The following is a 21,940-nucleotide window of genomic DNA, read 5'->3' as shown; positions in this document are numbered from 1 at the left end:
GGTGCCGTCAGTTACGGGAAATCAGGGTGCCGACACCCTCATCAGTGAAGATCTCCAACAGACACGCATGAGCGACCCTGCCGTCGATAATATGGGACGTGCGCACGCCGTTTTCGACGGCACTCAGTGCACAACGGATCTTGGGGAGCATGCCACCATGAATGGTGCCGTCCTCGATGAGATCATTGACCTGCTTGGCCGTGAGCCCGGTAAGCACCTTGTCTTCCTTGCTCTTGAGGCCGGAGACGTTGGTCAGCAGCATCAGCTTCTCGGCCTTCATGGCCTCGGCCACCTTACCCGCCACCAGGTCGGCATTGATGTTGTAGGAGGCGCCATCCGGTCCCACGCCAATCGGTGCAATCACGGGAATCAGGTTGCTGCGGGTAAGCATCTCAATCACATCCACGTTGACACTGGCGACCTCGCCCACATGGCCGATGTCGATAATCTCCGGGCGTTCCAGTTCGGGAGAGCGGTCGACCACCTCCAGCTTGCGGGCTCGTATCAGATTGGCGTCTTTGCCGGTGAGCCCCACCGCCATGCCGCCGTGAGAGTTGATCAGGGAGACAATTTCCTTGTTCACCTGGCCACCAAGCACCATCTCCACCACGTCCATGGTTTCGGAATCGGTTACCCGCATGCCGTTGACGAATCGGGACTGGATGTTCAAACGCTCCAGCAGCTCGCCGATCTGCGGGCCACCGCCATGGACAACGATCGGGTTGATGCCTACAAGTTTCATCAGCACCACATCGCGGGCAAAACTGCTCTTCAGGTCTTCGTTTTCCATGGCGTTACCGCCATACTTGATGACCACGGTCTTGCCGGTAAATCTCTGAATATAAGGCAGGCCCCGGCTAAGTACCGAAGCCACCTGCATTGCTGTTTCACGATCCAGCGCCATGTTTTTGCCTTGTTGATCCTGTATTGAAACTTGCCTGTGAAACTCGGTGACTGCGAATCAGAAATCCGCCACCAGATCCGGCGCTGCCTTCTGAAGCTGGTCACGGAACACAGACTTGATACGCTCCAGTGCCTCGTCGGTCTCCGCTTCAAAGCGTAAGACCAGCACCGGTGTGGTGTTTGATGCCCGGCACAGCCCCCAGCCGTCGGCGTAGTCCACCCGGATGCCGTCGATGGTGCTGATATTGCCGTCACCGAAATCCCCGGACTCGCCGAGGCGTTTGATAATGTCGAACTTGGAACTTTCCGTCACTTCGACATTCAGCTCTGGCGTACTGATGTCATCCGGGAAATCCTCGAAAACTTCATCGCTGTGACGATCCTCAATGCCCAGAATTTCCAGCAGGCGGGCCGCAGAATACAGACCGTCATCAAACCCGTACCAGCGCTCGCCAAAGAAAATATGACCACTCATTTCCCCGGCCAGCAAGGCGCCAGTCTCTTTCATTTTTGCCTTCATCAGGGAATGACCGGTTTTCCACATGATCGGTCGGCCCCCGGCTTCTGAAATCACCCCGGCCAGCCTGCGGCTGCATTTCACATCGTAAAGGACATCGGCCCCCGGATTCCGTGAAACCACATCCCGGGCAAACAGCATCATCAGCCGGTCCGGCCAGATAATCTTGCCGGAATTGGTTACTACACCGAGACGGTCACCATCGCCGTCGAAGGCCAAACCGATGTCGGCCCCTTCCGATTCAACCCGGGCAATCAGATCCGCCAGATTCGCCGGCTTACCTGGGTCGGGATGGTGATTCGGGAAGTCACCGTCCACCTCGCAGTAGAGCGGAATCACTTCGCAGCCCAGCTCCTCGATCAGCATGGGGGCCAGCTCACCGGCAATGCCATTGCCGGCATCGACGACCACCTTGAGCGGTGCCGCTACCGCAATATCGCCAACAATCCGGTCCAGGTAAGCACGGCGCACATCCTCGGTGCTCTGGCTGCCCCGACCGCTGGCAAAATCTCCGGTCTGGATGCGCTGATACAGTTTCTGGATGGCCTCACCTGAAAGGGTTTCGCCACCCAACATGATTTTCAGGCCGTTATAGTTGGCCGGGTTGTGACTGCCGGTCACCATAACGCCAGAGCCAGTCTGGAGTTCGTGGGTGGCAAAATAGAGGACCGGTGTGGGCACGGCCCCCACGTGAATCACGTTGCACCCGGCTGCCATGACACCGCGTGCCAGGGCATCGGCCAGATCCGGGCTGGAATGGCGGCCGTCATAACCAATGCAAAGGCTGTCGACACCGCGCTCCCGGGCCTCCGAACCGATGGCCCGACCGATGACTTCAACGCCCTCGGCGGTCAGGGTTTCGCCGACAATACCCCGAATGTCATAGGCCCGGAAAATATCCTGGGAAAGCTCCACCTGAGGCAGGGTCACCTCTTCCACGTCCGGAGTGTCGCCGGAACCAAAGACGGTATCATCGCCGCTGCCGAAGCCCAGAACGTCCTCATCCCCATCAAGCATGTCGATATCGGGCATGTCCTTGTCCTGGAACAAAGGCTCATCGCCGCCCTTGGCGGCACCACCGCCAGCCTTTCCGGAACCGGCGGGCCTGGGTTTGGCGGTTTCTCCAGCCTTGGCGACCCGTTTATCAACCACCTGGGACAAACGGTAGAGCACCTCACCGGTTGAGGCCACCATGTCCCAACGGAAGGTCGGCAGCTTTACCCGCTCTCCGCCGAACACCTTGTGCGCCCACTGGATCAGGGCCGTCACATCCTGACGTAAGCCCTTCTGGGCCCCGCCCAGCAGTACCCAGACGATGATGGCAGCGATCAACGCGGGCACGCCGACCAGAAGCGCTATCATTACCGTATCAACCGGCGCTGCGGACGATTTTGCAGGGGTGTAGGCTACGGTCCAGTCCGGATTGGAAAGCCGGCGGGATTCCGCGTTTCCGGAGCCGCTGCCGTTACTGACCACGGTGCGGGATGAACCGGACACGGTCTGCACCAGCGCGAGCTGACCACCGAGGCTGGAGTTGACCACTTGCAGCAACGGCTGGATCTGGCCGGAGTCGAAGATAATCAGCAGGCTGCCGATGACCGCATTGCTGGTCGGATTGCGAACCGGGGTTGCCATCTGGACAAACCACCGGTTATCCCGTGGAAACGCGTCGGGAAACAGTCGCTGGCCGGTTTCAGCGCGCCGGGCCAGCTCAAGCCCGGAGAAGCCCAGCAGGCCCTCACTGCTGGAGGTGCGTGGAATGTCACGGTAGGGAAACAGATGAACCGCCTCGATGCCGGGCAGTGAATCCGCCAGCTGCACCTCGGTCGTCGGAATCTCGTTTCGGCTGTTCAGGGCCTGAACGACATGGGGCTGGGTAGCCAGACCATTGACGCTTTTCTGGACCTGGTCAAAATACTGGTTCAGTCGAAGGGCGGCGGCATCCGCTTCCAGAACTTTCAATGACTCGAAGCGTTCCTTTGCCGACGGCTGAACCACCAGAAAATGAAGCAAGGCAACGGCAATCACCCCCGCAAGGACCACGACCAGCGACTGGCTCACCGCCACGGAATTGAGTTTCTTCAGTTTGGGTCCCGAAGAACTGGTTTTTTCCTTCTTCACCGCCTTCTTCGCCGGCTTTTCATCAACTGACGCGTCGGCATCTTTCTTTTTACCCAGCTTCATAGTCCATCCTGCAGTTGTAATTTTATCGTCCTGGACAAGCAGTTATCCGCAAAGTATAGACGCCGGCACAATGTTCTGCGTGGCCGGCTTCCCGGTCACCTTGTGCCGGTGGAGCCAAAACCGCCTTCACCGCGGGCGCTGGCGTCGAATTCCGAAACCACCTCAAAATCAGCCTGCACAACGGGTACCAGCACCAACTGTGCCAGACGCTCCCCCACATCCACGGTAAAGCTGGTGCGCCCCCGGTTCCAGCAGGACACCATTAACTCGCCCTGGTAATCCGAATCAATCAAGCCCACCAGGTTGCCAAGCACAATACCGTGCTTGTGGCCGAGCCCGCTTCGGGGCAGGATCATGGCCGCCAGCGATGGATCGGCAATGTGGATCGACAACCCTGTCCTGATCAGTTGGGTATCGCCCGGCTCGAGGGTCAGCGGCTCGTCCAGACAGGCCCGAAGATCAAGGCCTGCGGAGCCTTCGGTGGCATACTCGGGAAACGGAATCTGGCTGCCAATGCGATCATCCAGAATACGTACCTGAAGATTTTTCCTGCTCATGAGGGGTCCTGTCGATTGTAGTGCAGGTGCGCTTCGCTGAGTCAGCGGGCCGCCTGACCAAGATGTTCACCTATCATCGCCACAAGCTGTCGGGCAATGTTCGTTTTGCTGTCGGGACCGATCGACGTCTGGCCACCCGGCCAGAATACGGTCACCGCATTGTTGTCGCTGTTAAAGCCCAGCCCGGGCGCAGACACATCGTTGGCCACGATCATGTTCAGTTTCTTGCGTTGCATTTTGTCGGTGGCGTAGCTCGCCACATCGGTGGTTTCGGCCGCGAAACCTACGCTAAAAGGCGCATCGTCGCGGCCGGCTATGGTAGCCAGGGTGTCGGGATTGCGCACCAGCGAGAGCGCCATGGCGTCACTGGACTTCTTGATCTTGTCTCCGGCACAGGTTTCCGGACGGTAATCGGCGACCGCAGCTGTCGCAATAAACAGGTCACAGCCTTCATCCACGGCGCTTGAGGCTTCCTGCAACATGTCCTCGGCCGTTAACACCGGACGAACCTCGACACCGATAGGCGCGGAAAGCGCTACCGGACCACTGACCAGAATCACCCGGGCACCTGCCTTCTGCGCCTCGCTGGCCAGGGCATAACCCATTTTCCCGGAGCTGTGATTGCTTATATAGCGCACCGGGTCGATAGGCTCTCGGGTCGGGCCTGCAGTAATCACGACCGTCTTGCCAGCGAGCACGCCTGTGCGACCGTGATCGACAAGCGCAACAATGTCCTCCGGCTCCAACATTCTCCCTGGCCCGGTATCACCACAGGCCTGCGCTCCCTGAGCCGGCCCCCATAATTCGATCTGGGGATCCTCTTCAAGCAGCCGGATATTTCTCTGGGTACGGCCATTGCTCCACATTGCCTGATTCATCGCAGGCACCACGGCAATGGGCGCCTCGGTTGCACAACAAACGGTGGTTAACAGATCGTCTGCCATCCCCTGGGCAAGGCGGGCGATAAAATCGGCCGACGCCGGCGCAACGACCAACTGATCAGCCCACTTGGCCAGTTCAATATGCCCCATACCAGCTTCCGCCTCAGGGTCCAGCAAGGACGTCCTCACGGGCTCGCCACTGAGGGCCTGAAAGGTCAGTGGTGCCACGAACGCTTCCGCCCCGCGGGTCATAACAACCCTCACCTCATGGCCCGCTTTCTTTAACTGGCGAACCAGCTCGGCACTTTTATAGGCAGCGATACCACCGGTTACTCCCAGGAGGATTCGTCTGGCGGCCATAGGGGCTCCGTTTCCGCATAAAATGAAAGGCTTATAAGATAGCATGCTCAGGCCGCAGCGACAGCCTGCCAGACCCGGCATACGTTTACCGATTGTTAGTTTTTAAAGTAACCTTTGTAACCCTGAGATGCCCGTCGCGGTGCAGGAAGCACCAGGGCAGGAGACAACCAATGCAAGGAAGCCACGATGTCAGACCCCGCCTGGCCCACGGACGAACGTCCACGGGAACGCCTGCTCGCCCACGGACCGCAAACCCTCTCCGACGCCGAACTGCTCGCCCTGTTTTTACGCACCGGCACCACCGGCATGCCGGTCATGGCATTGGCTCGCTACCTGATTGAGGAGTTTTCCGGGCTTCGGGGGTTGCTGACGGCTTCCCGTCGCCAGTTCTGCGATGTCAAAGGTCTGGGAACCGCCAAATACGCCCAGGTTCAGGCGGCCATGGAAATGGCGCGCCGGGTCATGGATGAACCATTGCGCCAGGGTGATCCCCTGCGCTCTCCCGAAGATACCCGCCGCTTTCTTACCAGTCGGCTCGGCACCTACCCGCACGAGGTTTTCGCAGGCCTGTTTCTGGACAATCGCCATCGCGTTATTCAATACCGTGAGTTGTTCCGGGGCACCATCGATGGCGCGGCCGTCTATCCGCGGGAAGTGGTGCGACAGGCTCTGGAGGACAATGCAGCAGCGGTGATTTTCGCTCACAACCACCCGTCGGGCGTCGCCGAACCGAGCCAGGCCGACATTTCCCTCACCCGCCGCTTGAAAGAGGCCCTCGGACTGGTGGATATCAGGGTTCTTGACCATATGGTTGTTGGCCATGGTGAGGTAGTATCTCTCGCTGAACGGGGTCTGCTGTAAAGCCCGATGGTTAACCTTGCACGTCAATGCCGGAAAACTGGCCAAATTCCCAACAATTTTTTGCGTTGGGGGGTGAGTTCTGGTATAAAAGCGTCCCTTTCTGGCGGCGTCTGGCGAGCAGCGTTCAGTTTAGAGGCGCGAATGGGGGCGTAATAGCTCCTTAGCAACCAGAGACGCATTAAAAACGAATTCGTATTATTGAGACCATTGCTCAGGTCGGAGGCAAGTATGTCCAGAGTTTGTCAGGTTACCGGTAAGCGTCCGGTATCCGGTAACAACGTTTCCCACGCGATGAACCACACTCGTCGTCGTTTTCTGCCGAATCTGCAGAACCATCGTTTCTGGGTTGAGTCCGAGAAGCGTTTCGTGAAGCTGCGCGTATCCACCAAGGGCATGCGCATCATCGACAAAAAAGGCATTGACGCTGTGCTGGCCGATCTTCGTGCCCGCGGCGAGAAATTTTAAGGAGCCGCATCATGCGCGAGAAAATCAAGCTGGTTTCATCAGCAGGTACTGGTCACTTCTACACGACCAAGAAGAACAAGCGTAACACTCCGGAAAAAATCGAGATCAAAAAGTACGATCCGGTTGTCCGCAAGCACGTTGCGTACAAGGAAGCCAAGATCAAGTAATTCCTGATCCGGCATCCAAAAAAGCCCGGCCAATGCGCCGGGCTTTTTTTTGACTTGATGCTATTCAGAACTTCTCCAGGTAGCCCTCCGGCAACGCCACATCCATGGCGATGGGCAGGTGATCCGACATCGGATAACTCACCACCTCGGACCGGCGGATCTCGAGTGAAGGACTTACCAGGATATGATCCAAAGCTTTCTCCGGCCGCCAGCTGGGGAAGCTATGGGCGGTATCCGGTAGCGGTACCAGATCGGTTTCCCTGAGGGGCGTCTGAGTCAGTAGCTGTTCGGCATGGGCGTTCATATCTCCCATCAGAACCACATGCCGGTAGTCGGCAATCAGCTCCCGGATGTAACCCAGCTGGCGTTGCTGAGCCGTCTTGCTGAGGGAAAGGTGCATCAGCACCAGCACCAGTGGATCATGCTCGGTTCCGTATCGGGCGATGATGGCGCCCCGGCCCGGAATCAGGCCCGGCAACTTGTGTTCGGTAACGTCAAGGGGCCGATACCGGCTCAGCAGGCCATTGCTGTGCTGGGCGATCTGACCGAGATTCCGGTTCAATTGCTGGTACCAGTAGGGAATGCCGGCCGCTTCGGCCAGGTACTGCACCTGGTTGATATAGCCGCTGCGCAGACTGCCCCCATCGCACTCCTGCAAAGCCACCACGTCGTACCCGCGCAGCAGGGAGGCAATCCGGTCAAGATTTTCGATACGGTTACGGTGAGGCAGTATGTGCTGCCAGCTTCGTGTGAGGTAATGACGGTAGGACGAGGTGTTGATTCCCACCTGGATGTTGAAGGTGAGCAGGCGAATATGTCGTTGCGGCTCGAACTCGGGCACATGCTCGGTCCCGGAGCAGGCACCCCTTGGCCCGCCGGCCGGCTTCAGGATGCCATTCAACTGTTTTCGGATATGCTTGTACATAATGGGCGGTCTCGACCCGGCCGGCGGCTTGTCTTACTCGGCTCTTGCGTCCCTGGCCGGGCTCCTTACTCCACGTCGCCCCGCTCTTTGGCAACCAGGTAGTCCACCACGTCAAGAACGGCCTCATGGCTGCCGGCCATAGATGCACTAACGGTGTACTTGCCATTAACCAGCATAGTCGGAGTTCCGGTAATCCGCGCACCGCGGATTTTCGACTGGGCTTTTTGCATGCGGGCGTTCACACCAAAGCTTTTATAGGTGCTCACAAACTCATCCGGATCAACCCCATACTCCGCGACGAAATCCGCAAGGGCTTCCGGTGTATTCAACGGACGACGCTCGCCGGCAAGCGCATCAAACAGGGCATCGTGCACCTTGTCCAGCTCCCCCATCGCTTCAAGCGCATAGAAGGCGTAAGCATGGGGTTCCCAGTTTCTCCCCAGGGCAGCGGGAATCTTCACGTAATTGACGTAGTCAGGCGCGTTGGCCGCCCATTCTTCAACCAGAGGCTTGAACCGGTAGCAGTGGGGGCAGCCATACCAGAAGACTTCCGCTACCTCGACTCCGGAATCGCTGTCGGTACGTACCGGGTTGTCCAACCGGTTGTAATGAACCCCTTCTTTCCACTCTGCGGCGTTGGCCAGGCCGGTGACAGACAGCGCCAAAAAAAGCAGGAAGGCCGTTCTGAAGGATCGAAACATGAAAAATCTCCGGTTATCTCTATGTCGTTTTGGGAGGATTATGACCCAGCGTACCCGAAAAGTTCCACCGGTCGGCAGTTACAGAAACGAAAGGCAACAAAAAACCCCGCACAGGGCGGGGTTTTCAACAGAGTCCGGCAGCTTCAGTTCAGGCCGGAAATGTAGCTGGAGACCGCTTCGATTTCGGCATCCGTCAGCTTGGCAGCCACGTCCATCATGATCGCAGCATTGGCGCCATTATTACGATCACCATCGCGATAGGCTTTCAATTGCTTGACCAGGTACTCTGCGTTCTGACCGCCCAGGGCCGGATAGCCTGCCGGTGCATTACCGTTACCCTGCGGGTTGTGGCAGCCGGCACAGGCCGGAACGCCAGTTGCCATGTTGCCCCCACGGTACAATGCCGAACCCTGATCAACCAGATCGGGATCTGCCTGACTGACAACCATTTCCTGAGAATCAAAGTAGGCTGCAAGATCCTGCAGATCCTGATCCGACATGTTGTCCAGAATGCCAGTCATCTCCGGAATGTTTCTTTCTTTGCTCTTGATCGCCACCAACTGGCGATACAGGTACTTCTCACCAAGGCCAGACAACTTCGGGTATACGCCCATCACCGGCTTGGCACCGCCTTGACCGTGACAACCAGCACATACCGCTGCGTTCTGTTCGCCTGCTTGAGGATCTCCCGCCCCGTGCGCCATCGCTGTGAGGCCAACACCGAGAACTACTCCTGCGATCAGTTTTTTCATGCTCGCTCCGCTTCTCTCATCTTTTAAGGGTATTCTTCGCTACGCAGCCGGCAGGCACTGACCAGTCAGGCTCAAAACCGGGGCTGACAGCGGTCGCGCACAGCGCGCCGCCCGGAATTGGTGTAGCATTATACATTAATCCCTGATAACTGAAATCCAAAGGAAAGCCAACCGCTGTGGACCCTGATCTGACTCAAAAAAGCCTCTCATTTAACAGCGCCCGATTCCTCATCAGCGCCTCCCGTCTGGACGAGTGTCCGCCCGATTTCGGAGCGGAAGTTGCCTTCGCCGGCCGATCCAATGCCGGAAAGTCCAGCGCACTGAACGCGATCACCGCCAACGGCAAGCTGGCGCGAACCAGTAAAACTCCGGGGCGCACCCGACTGATCAACTTCTTCTCTCTGAACCGCGAGAATTGCCGAATGGTCGACCTGCCCGGATACGGCTATGCCAAAGTGTCCAGGGACATGAAAGACGATTGGCAAAAGCACTTGGGCCACTATCTGAATGACCGGCGCTGTTTACGCGGCCTGGTTCTGGTGATGGACATTCGCCACCCACTGACCGATTTCGACCAAATGATGGTGGAATGGTGCGAACATAACAACCTGCCGCTGATGATTCTGGCCACCAAAGCCGACAAATTGAAATACGGCCAGGCCAAGACCGCCATGCTGGGCATTGCCAAGAACCTGAAATCGTATTCCTGCGTCGAACATCTGATCATGTTCTCTGCAACGTCAAAACGGGGCGTGGACGAATGCCGGGAGGCATTAATCGAGTGGCTGGAGGGCGATGCTGGAGAAGCAGAGACAACGGCTTGAAGGCATAAAAAAACCGGCCTGCCAGAAAGCAGACCGGTGAAACGTCAGGGTTTGCGACGTGCTAAAACCTGAGATCGCACTCAGGAGACGCAAGGAATGTCCGAATTCCCAACGTCACTCCATATGACTGTACTGTTCGACAAAAGTTCCGGAATAGATCGTTTTTTGACCACATTTTCGGGTTTCACTTATAAACCCCGGTGCCGGTGTCGCCCAGTTCATGAAGCGACGGCCGGTACTTTTCTCTCAGCGCCATAACACGCTCGCGATACGCCGGGGTGAGATAGGGAATTTCCAGAGTGAGCACCTGGTAGATGCCCTGCTTCAGCTCCGTGAGCGTCAGGCAGGCGGATGCCTCGGCCGCATGTGCTGTCTTCAGGAAAGCCATCCAGTTGGTTATAACCAGCCACACGTTCAGCGACATGGCCGATCGGAGATCCTCTTCCTGGGGTTCAATAATGCCCGCTTCCGCCAGCTTCTCGAAGATACGACTGATGGACGCCAAACAGCGGTTGGTGAAATCCCGATAGTCCTGACGCAGCCTCTGATCACTATCGAGAAGGTATTCCAGATCCCGGTGGAAGAACCGATAACTCCAGAGACCGTCGAAGACCGACTCCAGGTAGAAGGTCATGTCGTCCAGGGTCATCGCCCGGTCTTCCGGAATATCCAGGTAGAAATCCACCAGTTTTTCGTATTCCAGAAAGATCTCGTAAATGATGTCCGACTTGTTGCGGAAGTGGTAATACAGGTTGCCCGGCGAGATGGCCAGGTGCGCCGCAATATGGTTGGTCGTGACGTTGCGCTCGCCACGTTCGTTAAAAAGCTCCAGGCTGGAGAGCAGAATTTTGTCTCTTGTCTTCATAGACCCGTCGGCGTTTGTTGTTGTGTCGCTCACAGATGGCCCGATTCGCCATCCGCCTCCGCTTGACTCACTAGAGTATATACTCTAATAATACCCCCAGACGCAAATTGAGTATTTTTTCGCCAGCCTTTCAATATCTGGAATAACAGGTCGCCGACGGACTCTGATCGGCACCAATGAGGAGAAAGCATCATGGGAGCCACTGTCGTCCAGCTCACCGAGAGCAAGAAACAGATCCAGCACACCCACCGCGTGTTTGAGGATCAGAAAAAGGCGTTCCGCAACAATCCGATGCCCTCCCTTGCCGAGCGGCAGGAGAACCTGAAACGCCTCAAGCGGGTTCTGCTCAACAACCAGGACAGGCTTCTGGATGCCATCGACCGGGATTTCAGCTGCCGCTCGAAGGACGAATCCCTGATTGCCGAGGTCATGCCGTCGATCCAGGGCATCAACTACACCCTGAAGAGCCTCAGCGGCTGGATGAAGCCGTCCAGGCGCCACGTCTCCGTGCTATTCCAGCCCGCCAGCAACAAGGTCCACTACCAGCCCAAGGGTGTGGTTGGCGTGATCGTGCCCTGGAACTACCCTCTGTACCTGGCGGTGGGCCCACTGGTCGCATCTCTGGCAGCGGGCAACCGCACCATGATCAAGATGTCGGAGTACACGCCACACACCTCGGCCCTGTTCAAGGAGCTGATCGAAGCCAGCTTCCCGGAGGACCTGGTCTCGGTTATTAATGGCGAGGCCGACGTGGCTGCAGACTTCTCGTCACGTCCGTTTGATCATCTGCTTTTCACAGGCTCCACGTCGGTGGGCAAGCTGGTCATGAAGGCCGCAGCGGAAAACCTGACACCGGTCACACTGGAGCTGGGAGGCAAATCCCCGGCCGTGGTCTCTCCGGATGTGCCCATGGAAGACGCAGCCCAGAGGATCGCGTTTGGCAAGGCTTTCAATGCCGGCCAGACCTGCGTGGCGCCCGATTACGTCCTTTGCCCCGCTGACCGGGTGCAGTCGTTTGTCGACGAGTTCCGTGCCCGTTTTTCCGAGATGTATCCCAGCCTGCGGGACAATGACGACTTCACTGCCATCATCAATGAGCGGCAGTACGATCGACTGCAAGGCTACCTTGAGGACGCCCGGGAGAAAGGCGCCGAGCTGGTGGAGATCAACCCTGCCCGGGAGAATCTGAAGGACGGCACCCGAAAGCTGCCCCTCACGCTGGTACTGAACACCACGCCGGATATGAAGGTGATGCAGGATGAGATCTTCGGTCCGATTCTGCCGATCGTCAGTTACGGCAGCCTGGATGAAGCCATTCACTACATCAATGATCGTCCGCGGCCTCTGGCGCTGTATTTCTTCGGATACGACAAGACCCAGCAGCAGCATGTGGTGGATAACACCCACTCTGGAGGCATGTGCATCAACGATTCCCTGATGCACGTAGCCCAGGATGATCTGCCGTTCGGTGGCATCGGCGATTCCGGCATGGGGCACTATCACGGCCGCGAGGGGTTCCTGACCTTCTCCCATCACCGGGCCATTTTCACCAAGCAGAAATTCAACAGCGGCAAGTTTGTCTATGCGCCCCATGGGACAACTGCGCACAAATTGGTTTACAAGTTCTTTATCCGCTGAGAACTCGGAGTCTGTCGCGGGCTGGTAGCCCCTTCCAAAACACGCCGTGAATACGTCCGTGTAGGCTTGAGCAAAACATCCCTGTTTTGCACAGTTTTGGAAGGGGCTACCAGCCCGCGACGATTCAGCATTTTCCCCGCTATCCAAAAACAATAACGAGAACACACCCATGCAGAAACAGATCCCTGATCCGTCAGGACACCCTCAATTTGCCGATCTCAACCGCCGAAGCTTTCTAAAAACCGGACTTGGCGGTGCAGTGTTTCTGGGCACCGTCAGCGTCACCGCCGGGCTTAGCGGATGCGCCACGCAGCCGGCGGGCCGGCTGAGTGCCGTTGGCACCCGGATGGACGCCAGCTACCAGTTCCGGTTTTTAAACGAGGATGACATTGCGCTGTTCGAGGCCTTGTTGCCCGCCATGATTGGGCCGGGTTTGCCAGAGCAGCCACAGGCCAGAAACCTGGCAATTGCCGGGACGATCGAGCGGATTGATGCCGGCATCCACAAGTTCGGACCAGCTAACCAGAAGGAACTGCGGCAACTGTTTGACCTGCTGAACTTCGGGCTCACCCGGGTGACCGTTGCCCGGGTCTGGTCCAGCTGGCCGAATGTGACAACGGCGGAAGCCGACGCGTTTCTGGAGCGCTGGCGCACCAGCCGTATCGGGCTGTTCAACAACGGCTACATTGCGCTGACCAAGATCAGCAACGTGGCGTTTTATGGCTATCGGGATTTCTGGCACCTGTCCGGCTATCCCGGACCACCGCAATACGCGGTCGACGCATTGCCACAATTCCAAAACGCCTGATTGCCAGCTGATCTGACGGAGCACAAACATGTCATTGACCGATCGTATTGCCCAGGGCCTGGAATCAGGCTGGAACGTCACCGATAGCGCCCTCCTGACGCAAAACCTGACCGCAGAAGCGGACGTTGTTGTTATCGGAATCGGCGCCGGTGGCGGCACCACCGCCGAGATTCTGGCCCGCAGCGGGTTGTCCGTGATACTCGTGGAGGAGGGCCGGCTTTACTATCAGAAAGACTTCAAGATGGACGAGCAGACCTCCTATGCCAACCTTTACCAGGAAGGCATGAGCCGGGTAACCCGGGACGGGGCAATCGCCATTTTGCAGGGCCGCTGCGTGGGCGGTTCCACCACGGTAAACTGGACTTCCAGTTTCCGGACACCGGCGCCCACGCTCAATTACTGGGCCGAGCAGTTTGGCCTGGACGAACTTCGGCCGGACGCCATGGCGCCCTGGTTCGATGGCCGGGAAGAACGCCACTCCATGGCCCCGTGGCAGGTCGACCCGAACGTCAACAACGACATCTTGCGCCAGGGCTGCGAAAAACTGGGTTACAGCTGGCAGATCATTCCCCGCAATGTGAAAGGCTGCTGGAACCTGGGCTATTGCGGCGTCGGCTGCCCGACCAACGCCAAACAGGGCGCCCTGATGACCACCATTCCGGGGGCGCTCGATAACAACGCCCGGCTATTCCACAGTTTGCGCGCCGACCGCCTGGTCATGCAACAGGACCAGATCGACCACCTGGAAGCCTCCGCATTCGCCACCGATGGCATCACCCCGACCGGCATCAAGGTCAATCTCAAAGCCAGACACTTCGTGGTCGCCGCCAGCGCCATCGGCAGCCCCGGCCTGCTACTTCGCTCCAACATCCCGGACCCGCACCAGCGGATCGGCAAGCGTTCGTTCATCCATCCGGTCAACGCCACCGTCGCCCAGATGCCTCAGCGCGTCGATCCGTTCTATGGCGCGCCCCAGTCCATCTACTCGGACGAATTCAACTTCCGAAACGGCGTCGACGGCCCGGTTGGTTACAAACTCGAGGTGCCACCGCTGCACCCGGGCATGTCCAGCGGCGTCATACCCGGCCACGGCGAAACCCAGATCAACAACATGGCCGGCCTGCCCCACATGCAGTCCGTCATCGCCCTGCTCCGGGACGGCTTCCACCCCGAAAGCCCCGGCGGCACAGTCTCCCTCCGCGACGACGGCAGCCCGGTACTGGACTACCCCGTCAGCGACTACCTCTGGAAGGGCATCCGCGAAGCCTTCCACACCATGGCCGAAATCCAGTTCGCCGCCGGTGCCGAAAAAGTCCGCCTGATGCACCTGGATTCCGACTGGTACACCAACTGGACCGACGCCAAAGCCGCCATCGATCAGCTCCCCATGGCACCCCACCGCGTCCGCCTGTTCACCGCCCACCAGATGGGCGGCTGCGCCATGGGCAGCAATCCGCAAAACTCGGTCGTCAACGGCTTTGGTGAACACCACCACGTTGGCAACCTCAGCGTCCACGATGCTTCGATTTTCCCGACCAGCATCGGGGCAAATCCGCAGCTGTCGGTTTACGCTTTGGCCGCAAGAAACAGCACTCGGTTAGCGCAAAAACTCTCGCAAACCGCCAGTTAGCAGTGCCCGCTGATAAAGGCCCGGCTTCCGTCGGGGATGCTTGCGCGGGACTAGACGGGCTGGCTGGAAGGGCTTGTCCGGGAATGTGAGAAGCCAGGGATGGCTTCGCTCAAGCGCACAGGGATGTGCTAGTAGCGTTTCCCGGACAAGCCCTTCCAGTCGGCCCCAGAACATAGCCGACATACATGGCCCGAAGCCCCGGACGCCTACAGAGTCTCCAAAAATGCTGCTATCCTAGGCCCTTGCAAAGAAAGGAGCTGCGCATGTCCAAAGTCATCTACCCGGGCACCTTCGATCCCATCACCAACGGCCACACCGACCTGATCGAACGGGCCGGCCGAATGTTTGATGAAATCGTTGTTGCCATTGCCTACAACCCCAAGAAACAGCCACTTCTCGACCTCGAAGAACGCTGCGAACTGGTCCGCCAGGCAACCGCGCACCTCCCCAATGTCACCGTCACCGGCTTCAGCAACCTGCTCGCCGACTTTGTCCGTGAACAGGGCGCCACCGTGATTCTTCGCGGCCTCCGGGCGGTGTCCGATTTCGAGTACGAATTCCAGCTGGCCGACATGAACCGCCGGCTCGCGCCGGAAGTCGAAAGCGTTTTCCTGACGCCGGCCAACCACCTGTCCTACATCTCCTCCACGCTGATCCGGGAAATTGCATCCCTGGGTGGCGATGTCTCGGAGTTTGTTGATCCGGCGGTAGAGGCTGCCCTGAAAAAGAAGTTCAGCTGAAGCTGAACTAACAAAAAAAGCCCCGACCAGCGGGGCTTTTTTATGGCAATGAACCTGCGGCGTCAAAGCAACGGCGGCAAAGGAATTTCCACACCGTTCACGTCCAGCACAAGATCTTTCATACTGGCATCAAGCACCAGACTGTCGCCCTGCTCTACCAGCAGCCCCTGCTTAATCAGCGGTGCCAGCTGTAACCGGAATTCCGGGTATTCCTCCGCGAGCGCGACGGGCAGACTGAGATCCATTTCGCCAGTCAACTGCTGCATCACCATCAGCATTTCGGCTTTCTGATCCGCCGTCAGCTCCGGATGGGCGATCCGGGCGCTACCTTCAATCACACCCTCCGGGGTGGTCACGGTCAGCTCTGGAAAACCAACCGAGAACCCCGCTGCTGCCAAATCCCGAACGGCGGCATTCACCTGCTGCATGGCGGCCATCTGCTGCTCAAACTGCTGGGGACCGCCAGAGGCCTGAGTGATAGCCAGCGCCTGCATAGATGAAAGGCTCTCGGTCAGGTTGCTCCAGGCCGCCACATCCAGCCCGGACAATGCGAACACCAGTCTCTGGGGACCATAACGCTCATCGGCCGTTGAAACGCCAGCGACCTCGAACGTCATTCGTGAATCCAGGCGCTCACCATCGTTGACCGGCTCGCTGCTGCTAAGAACCGAAATCCCCTGAAGCATGAAGGGGGCTTCCGCCGCCGGGGTCACAGCAACCGATTCCACCGCAATCTCGCCGGAGCCGGTCCAGACCTCACCGGTCAGATGACTCATGGTTTGCTCGAGGCGGAAGTCGCTGACCTGGATATCCAGGTCCGGACCGGACAGGGTTACTCCCGGCCAGACCATCAAGGCATCGGCCTGAGAACCGGCGTCACTAACCTCAATTCGTGCCAAGCCGCCACTTGAGGCAAGGGTCTCCCCGGTATCCGGGTCCGTCAGGGTCATCTGGGGCGCTTCGAGTTCGAGAACAGCAGTACCCCAGAGACGGGTTTCCAGGGTCAGCCTCGGCTCCTCACCGGAGAACCAGTCGGTATCGCCGGCGGCCCAGCCATCCTCGGGCTGGAAATCCATCAGGCTGCCGGTCACGCCATGGGTCACATTGGCCCGATAGGCAAGCTTCTGGGATTCACCGGTTTCCGGATTGATCAGGTTCACCGAACCTCTCAAACGGGCTCCGAGAATACCTCTCTCATAGTTATCCGTTTCCATGCGAAGGAAGGGTTGTGCATCGTTCACCTCCGCTGTTGCCTGGTGCCACTGCTGCTCAGTTACGTATCCCACGACCCAGGGCAGGCCGCCCGCTACAGCCAGCACACCAGCGCCGGCAATCATCCATTTGGTGTTCAAACACTTTCTCCAGTTCGGGAATCAGGTTTTTCCGGTCAGCCGTTCAAGCAACACCAGTTGTGAGGCAAGGCGCTCTTCACCTTCTGCGGGCTGGTTCTGAATATAACTGCCGTCCGGTTGCAGTACCCAGGACTGGCAATTGTCGGCCAGGTAGGTGTCCAGATCTTCTCTAACCCGGGCGGCGAGATCAGTATCGTCCAGGGGGAAAGCGGTTTCCACCCGGCTGAGCAGGTTCCGTTCCATACCATCGGCACTGGAACAGTACACATCCGGGCGGCCATTGTTGCCAAAGTAGTAGACACGGGTGTGCTCCAGGAAGCGGCCAATGATCGACCTCACCCGAATATTCTCCGAGAGTCCCGGCACTTCCGGACGCAGACAACAGATGCCGCGGATGATCAGATCGATTTTTACACCGGCCTGTGAAGCCCGGTAAAGCGCCTTGATCAGCTGGATTTCCGTCAATGCATTGAACTTGAGAATAATCCGGCCTTTCTCGCCAAAGCCTGCTTCCCGATCAATCAGGCTCAAGAGCCGGGCATGCAGGGTGAAGGGCGCATGGAACAGCTTCTTGATCTTCAGGGCCTTACCCATGCCGGTAAGCTGCTGGAACAGCTTGTTGACGTCGTCGCTGATGGACTCATCGCAGGTCATGAAGCTGTAGTCGGTATACAGACGGGCGTTACCGGCATGGTAGTTACCGGTGCCCAGGTGCACATAGCGGCGCAGCCGTCCCTCCTCACGCCTCACAATCAGAATCATCTTGGCGTGGGTCTTGTAACCAACCACGCCGTATACCACGATCACGCCCGCTTCCTGCAGCCGACTGGCCAGCTCGAGGTTCTCGGCCTCACTGAACCGCGCCCGTAACTCGATAACCGCGGTAACCTCCTTGCCGCGGCGGGCCGCATCCGCTAGCGCCTCGACAATCTCCGAGTCTGCCCCCGTCCGATATAGGGTCTGGCGAATCGCCAGAACCTGAGGATCCTTGGCGGCCTGGCGCAACAGATCAACGACCGGGCTGAAATTTTCGTAAGGGTGCAACAATAGAATCGGGCGCTTGCGAATGGCATCGAACATCGATTCCTTGCTGCGTATCAGCTTGGGAATCGACGGCGAAAAACCGGAATAGGTGAGGTCCGGACGGTCCACCAGCCCTCCGACCGCCATCAATCGGGTCAGGTTCACCGGGCCATGGACCTGGTAAAGATCGCGCTCGGTCAGACCGAATTCCTTTAGCAGGAACTGAACCAGCTCTTCCGGGCAGTTGTCTGCAACTTCAAGGCGCACGCCGTCGCCAAACCGGCGGCTGAGCAGCTCACCACGCAGGGCCGAGGCCAGATCTTCCAGATCATCTTCAAGCTCAAGGTCGGCGTTACGGGTCAGCCGGAACTGATAGCAGCCTTTCACCTCCATGCCGGGGAAGAGCTCGTCGGCATGGGCGTGGATCATGGACGACAGGAACACTAGGTTTTCGCCACCATTGCAGACATCATCAGGCAGACGGACCAGGCGGGGCAGCGAACGCGGAGCCGGCACAATCGCCATGCCGGTTTCCCGCCCGAAGGCGTCCTTGCCGTCAAGCTCAACAATGAAGTTCAGGCTTTTGTTGACCAGACGCGGGAACGGGTGCGAAGGATCCAACCCGATGGGGCTGACCACCGGCAGGATCTCCTCCTCGAAATAAGTGCGCACCCACTCCGCCTGCTCCGGCGTCCACTCCCGGCGCCGGACAAAGTGAATGTTCTGCTCTTCCATCTCGGGAATCAGCACATTGTTCAGTATGTCGTACTGCTCGCGAATGTACTCGTGAGCAACACGGCTGATCTCCGCCAGGGCCTGGTCCGGCATCATGCCATCGGCACCAACGGTCTCACGGCCGTACTTCATCTGCTGCCGCAGACCGGCCACACGGATCTCGAAGAACTCGTCCATGTTGCTGCTGAAAATGCAGCAGAAAATCAGACGATTGATCAACGGGTGCGTCGTATCCAGGGCCTGCTTGAGCACGCGGTAATTAAACTGGAGCTGGCTCAGTTCCCGGTTAAAGTAATTTTCATTGGCATCCAGGTTGATCTCCTCACCAACCGGGGGCACATCCACCGGCGCAGGCACACTCCGGTCATCCCCTGCCGTCTGATTCTTCGCCGTTTCCGTTGTCATGATTCCTCGATTCCAGTGTGTTCGCCACCGCTGGCGAATGATTTTGGCCTTATCCGCGCTGACGATCCCGCATTAGTCGGGCCGCGCGCACGGCAAAGTAGGTCAGGATTCCGTCGGCCCCGGCTCTGCGCATGGCCATCAGGCTTTCCATCATCACCGCATCCCCGTCGAGCCAGCCGTTCTGGGCCGCGGCCATATGCATGGCGTATTCGCCGCTGACCTGGTAAACGAATGTCGGTACCCGTAATTCCGTCTTCACCCGGTGCACGATATCGAGATACGGCATACCGGGCTTGATCATCACCATGTCCGCGCCTTCGGCCAGGTCCATCGAGACCTCATGCAATGCCTCGTCACCGTTGGCCGGATCCATCTGGTAGGTCGCCTTGTTACCCTTGCCGAGATTGGCGGCCGAGCCTACCGCATCACGGAAAGGCCCGTAATAGCTTGATGCGTACTTGGCAGAATAGGCCAGGATCCGTGTGTTCACATGGCCGCCGTTTTCCAGGGCTTCGCGAATGGCACCAATACGGCCATCCATCATGTCAGACGGTGCGACCACATCGGCGCCCGCATCGGCATGGGAGAGCGCCTGATTGACCAGTGCCTCGACCGTCACGTCATTGAGGACATAACCGTTGTTATCGATGATGCCGTCCTGGCCATGGGTGGTGAACGGGTCCAGCGCCACGTCTGTAATCACTCCGAGTTCCGGGTGGGCCGACTTGAGGGCGCGAACCGCTCTCTGCGCCAGGCCATCGGAATCCCAGGCTCCGGAGCCGGAGAGATTTTTCTTCTCGGCCGGAACTACCGGAAACAGGGCAATTGCCGGGATACCCAATTCCACCAACTCCGCCGCCTGTTCAACCAGCAGATCAATGCTCAGGCGCTCCACTCCCGGCATTGAGGGCACCTGTTCCCGCTGGCCCTCACCCTCCAGCACGAATACCGGATAGATCAGGTTGTCCGGCGTGAGCTGGTTTTCCCGAACCAGGCGACGCGAGAAATCGCTGGCCCGGTTACGGCGTAAGCGGGTGGCAGGAAAAGTACGGGGAGTCGGAATCGGCACTGACAACCTCCTGAATGGCTGAACAAAAAGTCTGATGGACCGTCTCGGCATCCGCCGGGCGCCCTTTGCGCCATCATACACGGCCGGCGCCGCTGGTTGCAGACTCCCCCGACAGGATAGGGCGATTAAATGACAGGTTAATTACCGTATCGAATCCAGCGCCTCGGCTCGAACCTGTTCGGCTTCATTGAAGTGGCTGGCCCTGAGGCGCTCCAGCGCCTGTTGACGTTCCGGCTCGGCAAGCCCGGAGGACAATAGCCGGTCCCGCTCCTGTGAATAGACTTGCCAGCGGCGGTCCCAGCTCTTTTGTTCCTCCTCAAGGCGAGCCAGCCTGTCCGCCGCGGCTTCCCCAAAGGCCTCCTGACGCCACGCATCGAGTGCACGGGGATCATCCGCCAACTCCCGGCGCACCTGTTCATAGTCTGCAAATCGTCGGGTCTCCTCCCTGGCCTTGCGGAGCGGCTCCGGCAAGGCAGACTCGGCCTGGCGAAGAGCCTCTGCTTTCTGCTCATCGGTCAGGCTGTCATCGCTTGCGATCCTGAGCTTTTCGATCTGGAAGCGGTCGACTGCCTCATCGTCAGCAAAGAAAGCGGCGGCGGTATCGGCATCAAGCCAGGTCCGCCGCAGTGCCTGGATCTCTGCCATCCTTCGCTGCATCTCACCCGCGCCAAGCCCGGACACCTCACCATAGCTTTGTTCCAGCTCAGAAACCGCAAGTTTGTATTCCAGGTAGTTTCCAAGGGTTACCAGGGCCTGGGATCTAGCTGGCTCTTCCAGGCCCGACAGCGCCGCTTCAATGCGCGCCACCAAAGCTTGCAGCGATTCCTCTCCCAGGGCTGAAAGGAAATACTCGAACAGCTGTCGCAGATGCGGGGTCGGGACAAGATTGCCGAACCTGTCCGTTCGAGCCCAACCATCCGGGACTGAGGTGCCGGCCAGCGAGGCTGGCAACTGCTCGGGAACACGGACCGTGGAAGCGTTGTTTACCAGGTCGGAGGGCGCAGAAGCGGCCGCCTCCTTGTTCAGTGATTTCAGAGACTCACCAACAGGCGCCGATACGACCGGCTCACCCTCGGCAGCCGGATCTGTCGTCATCAGCCAGAAGCTGACAACAGCTGCTATGATCAGTAGCAAAACAAGGAAAAGATGGATTCGGCGCTTCATTACCACACAGGAGTCCGGATTACGGGTGACTGGCGATTTGCCCGGGCTAACGGCGCAAAATGATAATGAACGAGGATAAACGACGCTGACAGGTCATACCGAGACAGGGATCAAAAACGGAGCCGGGGCGAAGCGCCCCGGACTGCCGTCTGAACGTTCAGAGGGAGCGGTTGTTAAAACCCACTTCCACCTTGCGAGGCGTATCAGAACGGAAGGAGGTATCTACTTCCTGGATCCTTCCGCCCTGGCTCAGGAACGCTTCGATGTCTGCCTGCAACTGTGCTCTAACGCGGGCACGGCCGGCGATGGAATGGTTGTCGTCACTGTCGCTGGTCCAGCTTCCGGACTGCTCCAGGTTGCTTTCGTCGAATTCACTCATGATCTTTTCTCCATCAACGAAAACAGATGGTCGAG

The 21,940-nt window shown here is 58.5% G+C and carries 21 protein-coding genes; 8 read left to right on the top strand and 13 right to left on the bottom strand.

All coding sequences use genetic code 11. The annotated features are described in order from the left end of the window. Window positions 1-7 precede the first annotated feature (7 nt). The 4 genes from argB to coaBC form a co-directional block, all read right to left on the bottom strand. Window positions 8-904 carry an acetylglutamate kinase gene (argB, locus tag EDB94_RS11635; protein ID WP_008173452.1) on the bottom strand — a complete coding sequence of 299 codons (897 nt, stop codon included), beginning with the start codon at window positions 902-904 and terminating at the stop codon, window positions 8-10. 57 nt (window positions 905-961) lie between these two features. Beyond that, window positions 962-3,604 carry a phosphomannomutase/phosphoglucomutase gene (locus tag EDB94_RS20970; RefSeq protein ID WP_108018438.1) on the bottom strand — a complete coding sequence of 881 codons (2,643 nt, stop codon included), beginning with the start codon at window positions 3,602-3,604 and terminating at the stop codon, window positions 962-964. A 95-nt stretch (window positions 3,605-3,699) separates the two neighbouring features. Continuing rightward, window positions 3,700-4,161 (bottom strand): dUTP diphosphatase, encoded by a 462-nt coding sequence (dut, locus tag EDB94_RS11625; protein ID WP_008173456.1) that lies wholly within the window; start codon window positions 4,159-4,161, stop codon window positions 3,700-3,702. A 41-nt stretch (window positions 4,162-4,202) separates the two neighbouring features. Further along, window positions 4,203-5,402: a bifunctional phosphopantothenoylcysteine decarboxylase/phosphopantothenate--cysteine ligase CoaBC gene (gene coaBC, locus EDB94_RS11620; protein ID WP_014578509.1), complete on the bottom strand. Its 1,200-nt coding sequence runs from the start codon at window positions 5,400-5,402 to the stop codon at window positions 4,203-4,205. 186 nt (window positions 5,403-5,588) lie between these two features. Between coaBC and radC the strand changes: the two genes are divergently transcribed. The 3 genes from radC to rpmG all read left to right on the top strand — a co-directional run bounded on the left by radC (window position 5,589) and on the right by rpmG (window position 6,895). Next, the gene (radC, locus tag EDB94_RS11615) at window positions 5,589-6,263 is read left to right on the top strand and encodes a DNA repair protein RadC (protein ID WP_108018437.1); all 675 of its coding nucleotides are present in this window, start codon (window positions 5,589-5,591) and stop codon (window positions 6,261-6,263) included. Between the two features lie 228 nt (window positions 6,264-6,491). Further along, complete coding sequence (rpmB, locus tag EDB94_RS11610) at window positions 6,492-6,728, top strand: 50S ribosomal protein L28 (RefSeq protein WP_008173462.1); 237 nt, start codon at window positions 6,492-6,494, stop codon at window positions 6,726-6,728. A gap of 11 nt (window positions 6,729-6,739) precedes the next feature. Further along, entirely contained in the window at window positions 6,740-6,895 is a 156-nt protein-coding gene (rpmG, locus tag EDB94_RS11605) for a 50S ribosomal protein L33 (RefSeq protein WP_008173465.1), read from the top strand. A 64-nt stretch (window positions 6,896-6,959) separates the two neighbouring features. Here rpmG and EDB94_RS11600 read toward each other — a convergent pair whose 3' ends face one another. The 3 genes from EDB94_RS11600 to EDB94_RS11590 all read right to left on the bottom strand — a co-directional run bounded on the left by EDB94_RS11600 (window position 6,960) and on the right by EDB94_RS11590 (window position 9,273). Next, complete coding sequence (locus EDB94_RS11600) at window positions 6,960-7,820, bottom strand: endonuclease/exonuclease/phosphatase family protein (protein ID WP_062786030.1); 861 nt, start codon at window positions 7,818-7,820, stop codon at window positions 6,960-6,962. A 65-nt stretch (window positions 7,821-7,885) separates the two neighbouring features. Next, on the bottom strand, window positions 7,886-8,521 hold the full coding sequence (locus EDB94_RS11595; protein ID WP_062786027.1) for a thiol:disulfide interchange protein DsbA/DsbL: 636 nt from the start codon (window positions 8,519-8,521) through the stop codon (window positions 7,886-7,888). Between the two features lie 143 nt (window positions 8,522-8,664). Continuing rightward, window positions 8,665-9,273: a cytochrome c gene (locus EDB94_RS11590; protein ID WP_062786024.1), complete on the bottom strand. Its 609-nt coding sequence runs from the start codon at window positions 9,271-9,273 to the stop codon at window positions 8,665-8,667. Window positions 9,274-9,449: 176 nt separating this feature from the next. On the opposite strand from EDB94_RS11590, the gene yihA reads away from it, so the two are divergent. After that, a complete protein-coding gene (yihA, locus tag EDB94_RS11585; protein WP_014578513.1) occupies window positions 9,450-10,097 on the top strand; it encodes a ribosome biogenesis GTP-binding protein YihA/YsxC in 648 nt (215 codons plus the stop codon). Window positions 10,098-10,281: 184 nt separating this feature from the next. Here the strand turns inward: yihA and EDB94_RS11580 are convergent, their stop codons facing one another. Then, window positions 10,282-10,962, bottom strand: a complete 681-nt coding sequence (locus EDB94_RS11580; protein ID WP_053113179.1) for a TetR/AcrR family transcriptional regulator — start codon at window positions 10,960-10,962, stop codon at window positions 10,282-10,284. A gap of 192 nt (window positions 10,963-11,154) precedes the next feature. Between EDB94_RS11580 and EDB94_RS11575 the strand changes: the two genes are divergently transcribed. From EDB94_RS11575 to coaD, 4 genes are all read left to right on the top strand, one after another. Beyond that, complete coding sequence (locus EDB94_RS11575; RefSeq protein ID WP_053113180.1) at window positions 11,155-12,600, top strand: coniferyl aldehyde dehydrogenase; 1,446 nt, start codon at window positions 11,155-11,157, stop codon at window positions 12,598-12,600. Between the two features lie 169 nt (window positions 12,601-12,769). After that, window positions 12,770-13,408 carry a hypothetical protein gene (locus EDB94_RS11570; protein ID WP_008173490.1) on the top strand — a complete coding sequence of 213 codons (639 nt, stop codon included), beginning with the start codon at window positions 12,770-12,772 and terminating at the stop codon, window positions 13,406-13,408. Between the two features lie 28 nt (window positions 13,409-13,436). Next, a complete protein-coding gene (locus EDB94_RS11565; RefSeq protein WP_108018436.1) occupies window positions 13,437-15,038 on the top strand; it encodes a GMC family oxidoreductase in 1,602 nt (533 codons plus the stop codon). A 263-nt stretch (window positions 15,039-15,301) separates the two neighbouring features. After that, a complete protein-coding gene (gene coaD, locus EDB94_RS11560; protein WP_062786015.1) occupies window positions 15,302-15,778 on the top strand; it encodes a pantetheine-phosphate adenylyltransferase in 477 nt (158 codons plus the stop codon). A 62-nt stretch (window positions 15,779-15,840) separates the two neighbouring features. On the opposite strand, the gene EDB94_RS11555 is transcribed toward coaD, so the two are convergent. The 5 genes from EDB94_RS11555 to EDB94_RS11535 all read right to left on the bottom strand — a co-directional run bounded on the left by EDB94_RS11555 (window position 15,841) and on the right by EDB94_RS11535 (window position 21,905). After that, window positions 15,841-17,130, bottom strand: coding sequence for a DUF945 family protein (locus tag EDB94_RS11555; RefSeq protein WP_108018435.1), 1,290 nt, complete (start codon window positions 17,128-17,130; stop codon window positions 15,841-15,843). Window positions 17,131-17,151: 21 nt separating this feature from the next. Next, window positions 17,152-19,293: a polyphosphate kinase 1 gene (gene ppk1 / locus EDB94_RS11550; RefSeq protein WP_108018434.1), complete on the bottom strand. Its 2,142-nt coding sequence runs from the start codon at window positions 19,291-19,293 to the stop codon at window positions 17,152-17,154. A 49-nt stretch (window positions 19,294-19,342) separates the two neighbouring features. Next, the gene (gene hemB / locus EDB94_RS11545; protein WP_108018433.1) at window positions 19,343-20,362 is read right to left on the bottom strand and encodes a porphobilinogen synthase; all 1,020 of its coding nucleotides are present in this window, start codon (window positions 20,360-20,362) and stop codon (window positions 19,343-19,345) included. A gap of 141 nt (window positions 20,363-20,503) precedes the next feature. Next, window positions 20,504-21,526, bottom strand: coding sequence for a lipase secretion chaperone (locus EDB94_RS11540; protein WP_108018432.1), 1,023 nt, complete (start codon window positions 21,524-21,526; stop codon window positions 20,504-20,506). 157 nt (window positions 21,527-21,683) lie between these two features. Next, a complete protein-coding gene (locus EDB94_RS11535) occupies window positions 21,684-21,905 on the bottom strand; it encodes a hypothetical protein (RefSeq protein ID WP_008173503.1) in 222 nt (73 codons plus the stop codon). Window positions 21,906-21,940 lie beyond the last annotated feature (35 nt).

Origin of the sequence: Marinobacter sp. 3-2, assembly GCF_003751355.1 — a bacterium.
In the GTDB taxonomy this organism is placed as follows: Bacteria; Pseudomonadota; Gammaproteobacteria; order Pseudomonadales; family Oleiphilaceae; genus Marinobacter; species Marinobacter adhaerens.
Note: the sequence above shows the minus strand (reverse complement) of the source record. Positions and strands in the feature narration are given on the sequence as shown.

Excerpts from the sequence above, each read along its gene's own strand:
- argB (WP_008173452.1), bottom strand. The coding sequence starts at position 904 with ATGGCGCTGGATCGTGAAACAGCAATGCAGGTGGCTTCGGTACTTAGC.
- EDB94_RS20970 (WP_108018438.1), bottom strand. The coding sequence starts at position 3,604 with ATGAAGCTGGGTAAAAAGAAAGATGCCGACGCGTCAGTTGATGAAAAG.
- dut (WP_008173456.1), bottom strand. The coding sequence starts at position 4,161 with ATGAGCAGGAAAAATCTTCAGGTACGTATTCTGGATGATCGCATTGGC.
- coaBC (WP_014578509.1), bottom strand. The coding sequence starts at position 5,402 with ATGGCCGCCAGACGAATCCTCCTGGGAGTAACCGGTGGTATCGCTGCC.
- radC (WP_108018437.1), top strand. The coding sequence starts at position 5,589 with ATGTCAGACCCCGCCTGGCCCACGGACGAACGTCCACGGGAACGCCTG.
- rpmB (WP_008173462.1), top strand. The coding sequence starts at position 6,492 with ATGTCCAGAGTTTGTCAGGTTACCGGTAAGCGTCCGGTATCCGGTAAC.
- rpmG (WP_008173465.1), top strand. The coding sequence starts at position 6,740 with ATGCGCGAGAAAATCAAGCTGGTTTCATCAGCAGGTACTGGTCACTTC.
- EDB94_RS11600 (WP_062786030.1), bottom strand. The coding sequence starts at position 7,820 with ATGTACAAGCATATCCGAAAACAGTTGAATGGCATCCTGAAGCCGGCC.
- EDB94_RS11595 (WP_062786027.1), bottom strand. The coding sequence starts at position 8,521 with ATGTTTCGATCCTTCAGAACGGCCTTCCTGCTTTTTTTGGCGCTGTCT.
- EDB94_RS11590 (WP_062786024.1), bottom strand. The coding sequence starts at position 9,273 with ATGAAAAAACTGATCGCAGGAGTAGTTCTCGGTGTTGGCCTCACAGCG.
- EDB94_RS11580 (WP_053113179.1), bottom strand. The coding sequence starts at position 10,962 with ATGAAGACAAGAGACAAAATTCTGCTCTCCAGCCTGGAGCTTTTTAAC.
- EDB94_RS11575 (WP_053113180.1), top strand. The coding sequence starts at position 11,155 with ATGGGAGCCACTGTCGTCCAGCTCACCGAGAGCAAGAAACAGATCCAG.
- EDB94_RS11570 (WP_008173490.1), top strand. The coding sequence starts at position 12,770 with ATGCAGAAACAGATCCCTGATCCGTCAGGACACCCTCAATTTGCCGAT.
- EDB94_RS11565 (WP_108018436.1), top strand. The coding sequence starts at position 13,437 with ATGTCATTGACCGATCGTATTGCCCAGGGCCTGGAATCAGGCTGGAAC.
- coaD (WP_062786015.1), top strand. The coding sequence starts at position 15,302 with ATGTCCAAAGTCATCTACCCGGGCACCTTCGATCCCATCACCAACGGC.
- ppk1 (WP_108018434.1), bottom strand. The coding sequence starts at position 19,293 with ATGACAACGGAAACGGCGAAGAATCAGACGGCAGGGGATGACCGGAGT.
- EDB94_RS11540 (WP_108018432.1), bottom strand. The coding sequence starts at position 21,526 with ATGAAGCGCCGAATCCATCTTTTCCTTGTTTTGCTACTGATCATAGCA.
- EDB94_RS11535 (WP_008173503.1), bottom strand. The coding sequence starts at position 21,905 with ATGAGTGAATTCGACGAAAGCAACCTGGAGCAGTCCGGAAGCTGGACC.